This window comes from Streptosporangium roseum DSM 43021, assembly GCF_000024865.1.
In the GTDB taxonomy this organism is placed as follows: domain Bacteria; phylum Actinomycetota; class Actinomycetes; order Streptosporangiales; family Streptosporangiaceae; genus Streptosporangium; species Streptosporangium roseum.
In genome coordinates this window covers 4,880,285-4,893,657 of record NC_013595.1, presented here as the reverse complement: position 1 = coordinate 4,893,657, position 13,373 = coordinate 4,880,285, and the positions used below count along the sequence as shown (strand labels likewise).

The following is a 13,373-nucleotide window of genomic DNA, read 5'->3' as shown; positions in this document are numbered from 1 at the left end:
GGCCGCCTGGCCGCGGACCTGAACCTCGCCCGCGACCGCCGATGAGATCCTTGAATCCCTCGCTAAATATTGCCGACGAATTTCAGGCGCATGACACTAGCAGACGTCACGATAGGGCAGTTGCGGGATGTATCTCTCCCACTCCGTCCGAGCCAGTTGCCCTCCTGCGCGGGTGCAGAGCAGGGTTGCGGCGCTGTCGGGGTCGGTGACGTGGGTGTAGACGATGCCGGTGCTGGTCAGGGCGTGGAGGGTTCGGCCGTCAAGGGAGAAGGCCAGGGCTCGCACAGGGTCGGGCACGCCCGGGAGGGGCAGGTCTGTGACGTCGCCGGTGACGGTGTCGAGCAGCCGGATCCGGTGGCTCCGGTCCTCCATGGCCAGGGTTCGCCCGTCTCCGGACGAGGCGATGGATTCCGCGCTGTGCTTTCCCGCCAGCGGGGAGTCGAGGAGTTGTCCTGTGGTCAGATCGACGGGATACAGGGCACGGGAGTCGAGGAGGGCGTAGCGGGGGTCCGAGGCGAGGCCGAGCAGGCTGATCGTGAGGCGGCTGGTGTCGATGCGCCGGGTGATCCTGCCGGTTGCGGGGTCGATGAGCACCATGCCGTCGTTGTCCAGGGCCACCAGTTTCGCGCTATCCGGGGTGAAGGCGAGCGGGCCTCGCGCCCCGGGTGTCGTGGAGGTAAGCCGCCATCTGGAGTCCGCGTTCCAGGTCTGGATGATGAGCTCTTCGTCGCATTCGGGTGGTGCGCGGCGGATGCCGGAGGCTACGAGGGTGCGGCCGTCGGGGCTGAAGGCGACGTGTTGCCCCTGCGGCAGGGGCAGTCTGACCACCAGACGGCCCGTGGCGACCTCGCTGACGCGGACGGCGTCGCCTGGGGTGATTACCGCTAGGAAGCTTCCGTCAGGGCTGAGACTCACCGCCTGGAAGGGGCCGTCATCGGAGCCGCCGCACGGTGAGGTGCTCTTCGGCATGGAAGTGAACACGGTCGCGGGCCCGATCTGGCGGAGGGAGCGCAGGTCCCAGACACGTACGCCATCCGGTGCCACCGTGGCCGCGCGACCGGCTCGTGGGAAAATGGCGGCGCTCGTGGCCTCCTCGCCCATGCCGTACAACCGCGGGGGAGTCGTGTACGGGGCGAGGTCGATCATCCGCGCCTCGAGCCCCCGCGGCAGGAGTGACAGGCCGCGCCCGTCCGCGGTGAAGGCGAGCGCGTCGATCAACCCGGGCAGTGGGGACATGACGGTCATGGAGCGGTTGCTGGGGAGGTTCCAGAGCTGGATGCTCTGCCCGTCAGCCGTCGCCATCCACCGGCCGCTCGCGTCGAGGGCGAACACGTGCGCGGCGAGGCCGTTGCCCGCGTGATCGGCCCGCTCAGAGCCGGAGGCGACGTCCCAGAACCTGAGCTCGCCTGTGTTCGACACGAGGGTGGTCCCATCCGCGGTGAACCGCAGCATGTCGATGTTCGCCTGCTCGCGCAGCCAGGTCTCCTCGTCGACCGGCTTGGGGACCGTGAACTCCCGGGACGTGCGTCCCGACACGACGTCGACCAGCTCCACCCTGCCACCTTCCGTGGCGATCGCCAGCGTGGAACCGTCAGGGCTCAGGCCGATCGTCCAGACGTCCTTCCTCGACAGCGAGGCCAGCTCGGTGCCGCGGGTCAGGTCGAATACGGAGATGGGCCTGTCGGATTGGTGGGTGAAAGTCGCCGCCCTGCTGCCGCCGGCACTGAAGACTGCGCTGTTGCCCGGCGCCGCGGCCTCGCCGAGGCGCTTGCCGCTGCGCACGTCGAAGACGCGGGTGATGGTTTGGGACGCGTCGATGGCCAGGAGCTTGGAGGCGTCGGGGCTGAGGAAGGCGTTCGCGCAGCAGCCCGGTGAGCGGATCGTGCCGGCCTTCGCGCGTGAGCCGGTGTCCCAGACCTCGGCCCAGTTGCTGTTCCACGACAGCACATGGCCCTGATCCGAGACCGCGACGTACGCACCCTTCACCTGTATCAGCACGTCCGGCTGGCCGAGCGACGACAGCAGGGTCAGCCGCGCCTCCGCTACCGGCGAGACGCGCCAGGCGGCCACGGCGGCAAGCAACGCGGTCGACGGCGCTAGCGTGCGTAAGGAGGGGACCCGCGCCGCCACGCTGCGGGCGATCGCCTCGTCGCGTTGCGCGGTGACGACCCGGCGCTGGGTCTCGGCGAGCGTGGCCAGGACCGCCGTCAGTGACAGCAGTACGGCCAGCGTGACCAGCAGGAGCCGCCTGCGCCGTACCCGACGGCCGGCCAGGGCGGCGGAGGCGGCCAGGAAGTCCCGTTCGACGGCGTTGAGCCGCAGGTTCCTTCTGGCCTCTGCCGCCCAGCGGTTGTCGCGTTCGAGGGCAGAGCCCTGGTCGAGATCGGCGTCCTTGCGGCCGTTCGCCGCCCACATCCGTGCGGCCTCGCCCAGCCGGTGGTGGTCGGCCTGTCCCGGACGCTCCTCCGCCAGCCAGTCGGCCAGCCGAGGCCAGGCCACGGGCAGCGCGGGAGCGGCGATGGAGACGCCGGTCCCAGAGCGCAGCAGGATGCCCTCCATGCAGAGCGCCTCGACGACGGCGCGGACGGCCGGGTCGTTGTCACCGAGCTCGGCCATCGGCGCGGTCCTGAGCTGATCGCCCGGACCCATCAGGCGCAGCAACACGCCGGGCACTGCGGCTCGCTCGGGCGCGGGGAGGGCGGCGAACACCTGCTCGGCGCGCTCGCCCAGCGGCGGATCCACGCCGTTGCCGCGTGGGCCGACCGTGCCCGCCGCCCTGCTGCCCGCCTCCATCAGGCGAGCCGGGTCCGGTCGGTGTTCGAGCAGCCGCAGCAGCACGTCGCGGGCCTCCGGCCGGGCTTCCGGGCGTGCCGCCAGCCCGGACAGGACGAGCGAGCGGAGCGGCTCGGGCAGTCCGGCGGCTGACGCCTGGGCCCGGTAGGGCGGCCGCGCAGAGGCGGCGAACAGCATCACTGCCGCCCAGCCGTACACGTCGGCGGCCCGGTCGGCGGGTGCGCCGTGCAGGACCTCGGGCGCCATATACAGCGGGGTGCCGACGACGCCGGACGTGGCCGCGCCGGTGAGCAGCCTGGCGATGCCGAAGTCGATCACGCGGGGACCGTCGGGGCTCAGCAACACGTTGTCCGGCTTGAGGTCGCGGTGCACGACCCCGGCCCTGTGGATGGCCACCATCGCGGTGGCGATCCCCACCCCGAGCCGGTGCAGCTCGTCACCCCGCAACGGCCCGTGCTGTTGGACGATCGCACGCAGGCTGGCTCCGGGGACGAACTCGCTGACGATGTACGGCCGGTCGGCGTCGAGGTCGAAGCCGACGATCCGGGCCGTGCAGAAGGGCGCCACCCGTAACAGCGCTGCCACCTCGCCGTCCAGGGGCCGCAGCGCGGACATGTCGGCGTGCAGCACCTTGATCGCCACCCGGGCGCCATCGGGCCCGTAACCCTCGAACACCACGCCCTGACCACCCACGCCCAGCCTGCCCGCCAATGCGTAGCCGCCGATGCGCTGGGGGTCGCCCTCGATGAGGGGGCTGCAGACCATGATTTATTCTGACGCGGGCGATCTCCGCGCGAAAGTGCGGCCGTCACCCGACGTCCACGGCCCAACGCTGACATAGGCAGGATCGTGCTGACGCCGTAGCCCCCGCTCTCCCCTACGTGGGGGGCAGACCAAGTACGGGAGAAAGGGACAGTCATGCCTCTGACCTCGGCACAGTAGGCGGCGGGGGCATGACCTTTCTCCCGTACTTGGTCTGCCCTCCAGATCACGTGGGCACCGGTTCGCGCGGCTACCTCGGCGAGTTCGGTGATGGCCGCCTCCAACTCGGCCGGATTCAGCCGGGAAAGCGGCGTCAGGTCGGCGCCGTAGCCGGACAGGGCTCCTTCGGGGAAGACCATCAGGTCGTTATCGGCGCAGGCTTCGACCACTCGCGTGATCTCGCTCAGGTTGCCGGGGATGTTCCAGGAGATCTGAGCTTCCCCCCGGTAGCGGCTACTGCCCACCCCACCGGCCCTGACCACCATCGAACGGTCGACGAGGCGGGCCAGCAGGTCGAGGACGTCCTCTGGCGCCACGTCGCCGCCGTCCGCGCAGATCTCCTCGGCTGCCTCCAGCGCGCAGCCCTCCGTGTGTACGGCGAGGCGCCGCAGGACAAGGCGTTCCGGCTCGGACAGCAGCTCCCAGCTCCAGTCGATCATCGCGCGCAGGGTCCGCTGCCGTGCCGGGGCGCCGCGGTGTCCAGAGGAGAGCAGCCGGAACCGGTCGTCGAGCCGTTCGGCCAGGTCGTGGACGTCCAGTGCGCGCAGGCGGGTGGCCGCCAGCTCCAGGGCCAGCGGGACGCCGTCCAGCCGGCGGCAGATCGCCGCGACCGCTCGGGCGTTGGCGTGGTCGATCACGAACCCAGGAACGGCGGCCGCCGCGCGTGCCTCGAACAACCGGACGGCGCTGAACCTGCGGAGGGTCGCCGCCCCGGTGTCGGCCGGGGAGAGGGGCGACTCCAGCGGCGGTCTCCAGGGCCATCCGCGTCTTGCCGACACCGCCTGGGCCGGTGAGAGTGACCAGCCTGGCCGACTTCAGCAGCGCCTGGACCTGGGCCATCGCCTCCTCACGCCCGACCAGCTCGCTGATCTGCGCGGGCAGGTTCGTCCGCGGCGCCGCCCCTGGCGTAGTGGCCAGGGCAGGGTCCTGCTCGAGGATCCGGCGGTGGAGTCCGGCGATCTCCGGCCCTGGGTCCAGGCCCAGTTCCTCACGCAGCCGCGTCAGCAGGTCGGCGTAGGTCTCGAGGGCGTCGCTCTGCCGGCCGGTGCCGTACAGGGCGCGCATGTACGCGGCGCGGAGGCGTTCGCGCAGCGGATGGCGTTCCACCAGGTCGCCCAGTTCGCCCGCCAGGGCACCCAGCTCACCGATCTTCAGGCGCGCCTCCGCCCGTTCCTCGAGGGCGGTGAGCCGCTGCTCTTCCAGGAACGCCATCGCCAGCCGCGCGAACTCCTCGTCGGCGAAGTCGGCGTAGGCCGGCCCGCGCCACAGCTCAAGCGCCTCGGTCAGCAGGCCCGCCCGTGAACGCGGGCTGGGCGCCTCGCGCGCCCGCGCCAGCAGCCCGGTGAACCGCATCGCGTCGACGGCCTCCGCATCGATCCGAAGCCGGTACCCCATGGCCGCCTCGAAGGACACCAGGTCCCTGGCGCCTGGCTCGGCCTCGTCCAGGGCGCGGCGTAGCTGCGAGACCTTGACCTGTAGTGCCCCGGACGGATTGCGCGGCGGCGCGTCACCCCACAGGTCGTCGATCAAGGGAATCGGCGGCGCCGTCCTGTTCCCGGCCACGCTCTCGCTGGTCACCACCAGATTCACCGAAGGCCGCGAGTGCGTACGCGCCCTGGCCGTGTGGGCCGGGGCAGGCGCGGGCGGGCTGAGCCTGGGCGCCCTGCTCGGCGGTGTGCTGACCCACGCGTTCGGCTGGGAGGCGGTGTTCCTGGTGAACGTGCCGCTGGTCGTGGCGGGCGCCGTGGGCGCGTTCGCCCTGCTCGACGTGGACGGCCCGCGCGAACGGGGACGCGGCTTCGACATCCCGGGCGCCCTGACCGGAACGGCCGGGCTGACCCTGCTCGTCTTCGCCATCGCCCAGGGCCCCGAGGTCGGCTGGAACGCGACCTCCGTCCTCACCTCCGCCGTCCTCGCCGTGGCGCTGCTGACCGCGTTCGTCATCATCGAGGCCCGCACCAGGCACCCGCTGATGCCGCTGCGGCTGTTCGCCAACCCCAACCTCCGCGCCGGCCTGCTGGTGATCCTCGCCTTCGGCATCACCATGCAGAACCTGGTCTACTTCCTCACCCTGTACGTCCAGGACGTGCTCGGCTACTCGGCACTGCAGGCAGGGCTGGCCTTCCTGAGCCTCTCCGTGGTGATCGGCATCGCCAACTTCGTCGCAGAACGACTGATCAACCGCATTGGCGCCCGCGCTACCCTGATCATCGCCCTGCTGCTCGGCTCCGCCGGCGGCGCGCTGATGGCCGCAGGCATGCGCACCGACGGCTCGTACTGGACGATCCTCGCCGGCCTGGTCGTGTACGGCACGGGCATGGGAACGATCTACCCGACCATGTTCGGCATCTCGGGCACCGGCGTGGCCGACAAGGACCAGGGCGCCGCAGGGGGCATGGCCAACACCGCCCTCCAGATCGGCACCGGCGTGGGCCTGGCCATCCTGGTCAGCGTCTCCGCCTCCGGGCTCACCGGCCTGACCGGCGAGGCGCTGCGCGCCGCCACCTCCGACGGCCTGCGCAACGCGGTCTACGTCGCGGCCGCACTCACCCTCGCAGGCATCCTCGCCGCCCTGACCATCGCCCGCCGCACCACCCCGGCCACCCCATCACCGAGGAGCCCGTCCCCGCCCTTCGCTGAACCGCCGAACGAACGACCACTACCCAACGCTTCGACACGAAAGGCGTCATCATGACGACGACCAAGAACCCGACCGCCGCGACCGAGCGGCGCGTTGATCGCACAGTTGGCCATCTCCAGGTTCAGGCGGCTCTGAGCAGGGATAACGCAATCGCGTGTACCTGGTGACAGCTTCGTTAACGACAGGCCAGTTTGGGCCGAGAATCCAACGTACCTATCCCTGACCTGCGGATACTCGGGTTCTAGGATGATCGAAGATCTCTATCGCCACAGTTCGTGACCTCTGGAGCCGTGAGAGGGCGGTTCGCTAGTCGATGCCGTCAATGCCACAGTGTGGTCGGATGGTCCCGCCCCGTCCTGGTCCTCGACCTGCCCTTGGCCCGGCAGAACATCGAAAGCACCCGCGCCAAGCTCAAACGCCTCGCCGGCCTGGGCATCCTCGCGGAGATCGAGCCGGGATTGTTCGCTCAGCCGTGTCCGTAGCCCGGGCTACGAGCCCGCGACCTGCCCTTCCCGAGCGCCTACGGGAAGGGACGACCCAGAGCGGTGCCATCGCAGCCCCAGCCGGGCGCCTTCTACTTCTTGACGGGCTGGTAGATGCCCCAGCGGCTGTAACCGGGAGCGGGGTTGGTCGAGAAGGAGGCCTTCGCGAGCTGTGCCCAGGTGATGCGGTGCTCGCCGCCGTCACCCGTGTAGTTATTGGGATCCCAGACGATGAAGGTCTTCGCCTCCTTGTCATAGCCGTGAACGATCATGACGTGACCGACGTTCTTCCGGCCGAAGTCGACGTCCCTGTACCAGGGAAGCCGGTCGAGGAAGACCTGGACCGGAACGGCCTTGCCCAGGGTGCCGATGCTGTGGGCGAGCCGCTGGCCCAGACGCTTGGAGCTGTACGCGTCCGATGAGGGCACATAGGTGTACCCGGTCTTCTTGGAGTATGCGTTCAGCACCCGCAGGATGTTATCGGCGAGTGAGCCGTCCTTGTTGGTTCGCATCTTCTTGGCCAAGGTGGCTTGGTTGACCTTGATACCGAGCGTGCGCAGAGCGACCGAAGCCGATGCCGGGGCGCACCAATACTCCGTGGCCTGGAAGACGCCCTTGATCGTGAGCTTGGCCCGCGTAGGCGACGCGGACGCTTGCGCGGTGGCGCTACTGGCAGGGGCTTGGGTGGCCAGCGCGCTCGCTGGATGGAGGGCGATGAAGGCTGAGGTCAGGGCTGCGCTTGCCAGAAACTTCTTCACGCGGGCTATCTCCGGGGGGTTAGTCATGAAAAGTTCTGTTCGGCACCCTATGTGATCTTGTCTGCCGCGACGATCGGCTTGACGAAGTTGACAGTGCTGGAGTTGGGCGCACATCCCTGCACACGCTGTGGAAGGGCAGAAGCCCAGCGGCCCTTGCTCACACCGTTCTTCGCCTGTCTCTACTTAAGGAATAACCCCACAGTTCCCTGAGCCCTCCATCGTCGCCATAGCTCCAGGACCTGGGCGTTCTCCGTACAGAAGACGTCGGTCCAGCAGTTGAAGGGATCTCGGGATCGGTGAAGCCTCTTCCTCTTCGTTGAGGTTTTTGTAGTGGTGGTGAAGATGAGGAGGCGTGTGGCCGGCCCTTCCATGGACGCCTTGGTCCGGTGTCGAGCGTTGCCCTGACAGAGAACGCCTGATCACGCGGGGGTTGGCTCCGTACACCAGCTCAGGCGTCCCCAGCCGCTCGCCGGGCCGAGCCGGTCGCCGTCGCCGTGTCCTGGGCACTGCCTGGTACAGCTCCGAGATCGGCCGGCCATGAACGACCTTGGGTTCGGTGAACCCAAGGGGGCATAACCTCCCAGACCACCCCAACGGTCCAACGTCGACCTTTGGGGTCGCGGGAACTCCAGGCTTTCTTGGGGTCTCGGGGCCATCCGGCTGAGATCGAACGCTAAGGCTCTCCCGCCGCAGGTCAAGGCCATGCAGAGCCCCCGCGAATCGCAGCCTTCCCGGCCGCATTAACGGTGCGGCGTGGCGGACCCTTCGGGGATAGTCCCCCCGACCTCCTGTCATAAAGATCAACAAAAGCCGCTTGATCGTACAAGAGTAGATAAAAGGGATATAAGGGGCCGTCGAGGTAAGGTAATGATCGCTTAGATGTACGCGATAATCACCTATTGTCATGTGCATAAGCGATCATGATGGCGCGACGACCAGGCGCAACTCTTGCCGGGGCGATGCGCGACTCCGACACGTTATCCGGTACATCGCCGCAGGCGTCGCGCGGTGACCGGCATGAGCGCCGCGCCGAAGATCGCCGCCCTGCGCGGCGGAGGCGTCAGCCTCGCTGTGGCTGCTGACGCCTTCCTCGCGATCCCGCGCACGGCCAACCCCAACATCCACCGCGCCTACGCCTCCGCCATCGACCGCACCATCGAGTTGCTCGGCCGCGACCGGCCGCTCGCCGACGTCGCCGACGCCGAGATCGGCGCCGCGCTCACCGAGCTGTGGGGGATGAGCGCGCCGGCGACCTGGAACCGCAACCGCGCCGCCGTCACCTCCTGGCTCGTCTGGTGCCAGACCAAGAAGCACTGGGCCGCCCCGTCGGTCCCGGCTGAGGCCGAACGCCGCAAGGAGAGCGCCGACGAGACCCGCGCGGTCGCCAAGACCACCCTCCACCGGCTGCTGTCGCGCCGCGACATCCCGCTGCGCGAGAAGACGCTGTGGCGGATGCTTCTACGAAACCGCCGCCCGGGCCGCGGAGATCCTCGCCCTGAACGTCGAGGACCTCGACCTGGAGCACCGCCGCGCCCCCGTCCGCTCCAAGGGCGGCGCCGTCGAGTGGGTGTACTGGGACAGCGGCACCGCCCATCTGCTGCCCCGCCTGCTCCGGCTCCCGGACGGCAGCACGCGCACCCACGGCCCGCTGTTCCTGTCCGAACGCCGCCCGGTCCCCGCCCGCCGTCCGGCGGCCGCCGACATCTGCCCGCACACCGGCCGCGCCCGCCTGGGCTACGACCGCGCCCGCGCCCTGCTGGACAAGTACGCCGGGCTGGATCTGCACCGGCTGCGCCACAGCGCCGCCACCCACCTCGGCGACGCCGAGATCCCGCTGCAGCTCATCATGGGCAAGACCCGCCACAAGAACCCCCGCACCGCCATGCGCTACGTCAAACCCGGCGCCGAAGCCATCGCCAAGGTCACCAAAGTCCTGGCACCCCGCCGCCGCACCCACTGATCAACCGAGTGGCGGCTCGCCGGAACCATAGGAGTTCCGGGCCGAGACGGTGGTCAGCGCGTGCGCGCCGACCTGGGCACGGCGGACGGCGAGCCGCGACCAGCCCGGCGCGGCGGCGAGCGTGACGAACCCGGCCAGGCCGTTGCGCGGGCGCTCGCCCGGCGCGGGCAGCGCCGCGGCGGTGATCCGGCAGACGTGCGCGGGGGCGCCCCGCCTGGCCACGGCGTCGAGCTCGGCGACCATGTCGATCATCCTGACCTCGCCACCGGCTACGAGCAGCCCGGCCTGGCGGCCGATCTCGGCCGCGGGCAGCTCGCCGCGCGCGGCGACCTCCAGCAGCACGTCGACCGACTCGGGCATTTGCGGGTCGCCCAGGACGCGGGCGAGCAGCGCCGAGAACGCCGCCCCGGCCGGTCCTTCGGCCCTGGCGAGATCGCGGGCCTGCTCCGGCCCGACGAAAGATTCGTCCCAGAAGCGCCTGAGCACGTGCTGCATGAGGTAGGCGGTGGCGACCTCGCGGTGCGAGGGCAGTGTCGAAGGCCACCATTCGCGGTGCTCGGCCTGGGACCAGTGCCGGAGAACGCCGAGCATCAGGTCGACCAGTGGGAGACCGACGGGGACGGCGGTGGCCGTCGGCACCAGGCGCACCTCGTGGTGGTGGCTCCGGTCGTGCCAGTCGTGGTCGCCGCCGTCGCTCCCGCAGGTCCACTCCAGCTCGATCTCGACCTCCGGGCAGGTCCAGGCGGCGAGAATCTTGCCCGCCGCGGACGTCAGGCGGGCCGCCCGCTCCGCCGCTTCGGGATCCGGGGTGCGCGGCAGGCGCAGCAGCGCCTGTTGGAGGTCGGCGGCCAGCGGCTTGGCCCCTGCCGCCTCGATGACCTCCAGCCGCCGGACCATCTCGGCCGCCGCCACGTGCCCGGTGCTGTGCGTGGGCGTGGCCAGCAGCAGTGGGGGGAGGGTGTCCTCCTCGACGGCCCGAAGGATCTCGGCCCCGCGGTGCAGCAGGAGCAGTTGCGGGGCGGCCAGGTCCGCCTTCGGCATGAGGCGCTGCCAGGCACGCGGGGTCGGCGCGGTCGCGGTCAGAGAACGGGCGGCGCCCCGGAGCCACTGGTCGGCCCGCTCCCAGCTCTCCTGGCGGTACTCCCAGGTGAGCCCGTCGAGCAGCCAGGGGCGCAGTGCCGCCGCCACACCCGCCCGGTCACGGCCGACGAGCGTGACGAAGCCGGCGAGCAGCCGCTCCCACGCGCGCCAGGAGCGCGCCCCCTCCCTCATCAGCCGGCTGAGCTCCTCGACGGCCTCGATCGGGGGCGCGACACCGCAGGCGCGTTCGGGCGCGGCGGGCAGCGGCGGTGGCACGAACGTGGGCCCGGTTCCGGCCACCGTGCCACCCGCGAACGCCGTGGCGGCCCGGTGGCCGAGGTGGGGCGCGAGCAGCTCGATCGCCTCGCGCACGGTGGCGCGCCCCTCCTCGCTCATGCCGCCCGCATGGGCGAGGGCCACCTCGACGGCCTTCTCCTGAAGCTCGGCGGAGTCGGCGGCGAACGCGCGGGCCAGCGGAGCGGCAATCACCTCGGCCAGCGCGGGCGTACGCCGTACCGAACGGTCGAGCCACGCCAGCCCGGCGCGCACCAGCTTGCGCTCGGGGCGCAGCAGCAGCGCCTCCCACGCCTCGGCGAGGTCGTCGGCGGTGAGAGCGTCGTAGGCGCGCAGGCGCCTCATGGCCAGCTCGGCGACCGGGCCGGGGGATGCGGGCAGCAGACGCAGGTAGTCACGAGCGTGGGAGGCCGCCTCGGCAGGCGAGGGGTCCAGCATCTCGTGCAGGCGGACGAAGAACCGCAGGTCGATGGCCGTACCGCCGCGCAGGAAGCGGCGTACGCAGCCTTCGATCAGCGCCTCGCGCTTCACCCGGCCCGCCTCGGCCAGCGCCGCCAGCGCGCCCAGCCAGCCGGCGCGCGGCTCCCCGTCCCACTGGAGCACCTGCCCCACGCCTTCGGCCTCGAACAGGCGCGGCAGCAGGTGGTCGAGCAGCGGGTCGTGCGGCGGCGGCTCGACGCCGGTCTCGCGGAGCAGGGCCAGCGCGAGCGCCATGCCGCGGTCGTCGGAGACGCGCAGGCGCAGCACCAGCCGCTCGGCCAGGTCGGCGCGCCAGGCGGCGGGCCGGTCGCCGGGCGACGAGACCCATCCGAGCGACGAGACCCATCCGACCTGCGCGAAGTGGTCTTAGAATTTTCTTGCATTTCTGCAATTCTTGTCTAAGACTGTGAGTGGGCGGGACCACATGCGTGCCGGCCACACCGAGCGATTCCCTCGGAGCGAAGCCTGCAGCCCACTGCTCCGTGACGGTCGTTCGGTCCCCGCCGCTCGCACCGGCTGGTGCGTCACACCGTCCGTCTGGAGTTGCTGCATGAAGAATCTGATGAGCCGACTGATCGTCGGCGCCCTTGTCCTGGGGGTCGGAGCGGGACTGGTCTTGCACTACCAGTTCGCCTCAAGCCGCGAGGAGATCGTCGCGGTCCTGGAGACGGTGACGCACCTCTTCCTCAATCTGATCAAGATGGTGATCGCCCCGCTCATCTTCGCGACGATCGTCGGTGGCATCACCGGCATGGCGAAGGCCACGGGCATCGGGTCGCTGTTCGCCCGCTCGATGGTGTGGTTCGTCTCCGCGTCGCTTCTCATCGGCGCCTACGGATTTCTCGCGGCGCACGCCATGGGCGTGGGGGACGGGCTGAACCTGACCCCGGCGGCAGGCGGGGCCGGCATCGAGACCGAGCCGGTCACGCCGGCCACGTTCGTCGAGGGACTTGTCCCGCAGAGCTTCATCGAGGCGTTGGCCTCCAACAAGCCGATCCAGATCCTTGTGTTCTCAATGTTCTTCGGGGTCGCCTTGCTCGCCCTCAAGTCCGCCAACGGCGACTCCCGTCTGGCCGACGCGATCGACGAGCTCACCAACGTAATGCTCAAGGTCACCGGATACGTGATGGCGCTCGCACCCATCGGCGTCTTCACCGCCGTCGCCGCGGCACTCACCGCGGAGGGTGTCGGCGCCTTCGCCACGTACGGGTCGCTGATCGTCAGTTTCTACACCGCACTGGCAGGCCTGTGGGCCGCCCTGATCGCCGTGGGGGCCCTGTTCCTCGGCCGCGGAGTGCTCCGGCTGCTCGCCGCGGTGCGCGAGCCCATGTTCATCGCGTTCTCGACATCGAGCACGGAGGCCGCGTTCCCCAAGATGATCAGCTCGCTGACGTCCTACGGTGTCGATCGGCGGACGACCGGCCTGATCCTTCCGCTGGGCTACGCGTTCAACATCGACGGCTCGATGATGTACATGATGTTCTCGTCGGTGTTCCTGGTCAACGCCTACGACATCGACATGCCCCTCGCCCAGCAGATCCTGATGTGCCTCGTCCTGCTGGTGAGCAGCAAGGGCATGGCCGGCGTGCCGCGCGGCGCGCTCGTGATCATCGCCGCGGTCGTTCCCGGCTTCGGTGTCCCGGCGGCCGGCGTCGCGCTGCTGCTGGTGATCGACCAACTGCTCGACATGGGCCGGACCGCGACGAACATCCTCGGCAACGCCGTCGCCGTCGCCGTCCTCGGCCGCGGCACGACCGGCACCACGACCCACGGAACAACACGAGCCGGCGACGTTCCCGCGGCGGCCACCGAACCGGTGCGCTGACCCAGCCGCCCATCCCACGTGCCTCGACCACTCATCTGACGTTCCCCTCGCGGGGGGAGCCACCTGCCGAAGGGTTTCA

General features: G+C 70.2%; 9 protein-coding genes. 4 read left to right on the top strand and 5 right to left on the bottom strand.

What is annotated here, in order from left to right; translation table 11 throughout:
- Nucleotides 1-96 precede the first annotated feature (96 nt).
- Together SROS_RS46090 and SROS_RS47595 are read right to left on the bottom strand one after the other, a co-directional pair.
- Nucleotides 97-3,558, bottom strand: coding sequence for a WD40 repeat domain-containing serine/threonine-protein kinase (locus SROS_RS46090; protein WP_012891002.1), 3,462 nt, complete (start codon nucleotides 3,556-3,558; stop codon nucleotides 97-99).
- Between the two features lie 450 nt (nucleotides 3,559-4,008).
- Nucleotides 4,009-5,127 carry an AfsR/SARP family transcriptional regulator gene (locus tag SROS_RS47595; RefSeq protein ID WP_342632944.1) on the bottom strand — a complete coding sequence of 373 codons (1,119 nt, stop codon included), beginning with the start codon at nucleotides 5,125-5,127 and terminating at the stop codon, nucleotides 4,009-4,011.
- A 115-nt stretch (nucleotides 5,128-5,242) separates the two neighbouring features.
- Here SROS_RS47595 and SROS_RS21240 point away from each other — a divergent pair, with 115 nt between their 5' ends.
- The gene (locus SROS_RS21240; RefSeq protein ID WP_245564690.1) at nucleotides 5,243-6,469 is read left to right on the top strand and encodes an MFS transporter; all 1,227 of its coding nucleotides are present in this window, start codon (nucleotides 5,243-5,245) and stop codon (nucleotides 6,467-6,469) included.
- 278 nt (nucleotides 6,470-6,747) lie between these two features.
- Entirely contained in the window at nucleotides 6,748-6,897 is a 150-nt protein-coding gene (locus tag SROS_RS51045) for a hypothetical protein (RefSeq protein ID WP_169369202.1), read from the top strand.
- A gap of 92 nt (nucleotides 6,898-6,989) precedes the next feature.
- On the opposite strand, the gene SROS_RS47590 is transcribed toward SROS_RS51045, so the two are convergent.
- Both SROS_RS47590 and SROS_RS53060 read right to left on the bottom strand, forming a co-directional pair.
- Nucleotides 6,990-7,655, bottom strand: coding sequence for a C39 family peptidase (locus tag SROS_RS47590; protein ID WP_169369328.1), 666 nt, complete (start codon nucleotides 7,653-7,655; stop codon nucleotides 6,990-6,992).
- A gap of 1,130 nt (nucleotides 7,656-8,785) precedes the next feature.
- Nucleotides 8,786-9,043, bottom strand: a complete 258-nt coding sequence (locus tag SROS_RS53060) for a hypothetical protein (RefSeq protein WP_245564689.1) — start codon at nucleotides 9,041-9,043, stop codon at nucleotides 8,786-8,788.
- On the opposite strand from SROS_RS53060, the gene SROS_RS53055 reads away from it, so the two are divergent.
- A complete protein-coding gene (locus tag SROS_RS53055) occupies nucleotides 8,992-9,615 on the top strand; it encodes a tyrosine-type recombinase/integrase (protein WP_342632943.1) in 624 nt (207 codons plus the stop codon). The genes SROS_RS53060 and SROS_RS53055 overlap by 52 nt on opposite strands.
- Here SROS_RS53055 and SROS_RS21220 read toward each other — a convergent pair whose 3' ends face one another.
- Nucleotides 9,616-11,736, bottom strand: coding sequence for a DUF7824 domain-containing protein (locus tag SROS_RS21220; protein WP_012890999.1), 2,121 nt, complete (start codon nucleotides 11,734-11,736; stop codon nucleotides 9,616-9,618).
- Nucleotides 11,737-12,031: 295 nt separating this feature from the next.
- Between SROS_RS21220 and SROS_RS21215 the strand changes: the two genes are divergently transcribed.
- Complete coding sequence (locus SROS_RS21215) at nucleotides 12,032-13,294, top strand: dicarboxylate/amino acid:cation symporter (RefSeq protein ID WP_218919888.1); 1,263 nt, start codon at nucleotides 12,032-12,034, stop codon at nucleotides 13,292-13,294.
- Nucleotides 13,295-13,373: the final 79 nt, after the last annotated feature.

What these genes read in the sequence shown, in the direction of transcription:
- SROS_RS46090 (WP_012891002.1), bottom strand. Translation starts at nt 3,558, where the DNA reads ATGGTCTGCAGCCCCCTCATCGAGGGCGACCCCCAGCGCATCGGCGGC.
- SROS_RS47595 (WP_342632944.1), bottom strand. Translation starts at nt 5,127, where the DNA reads ATGCGGTTCACCGGGCTGCTGGCGCGGGCGCGCGAGGCGCCCAGCCCG.
- SROS_RS21215 (WP_218919888.1), top strand. Translation starts at nt 12,032, where the DNA reads ATGAGCCGACTGATCGTCGGCGCCCTTGTCCTGGGGGTCGGAGCGGGA.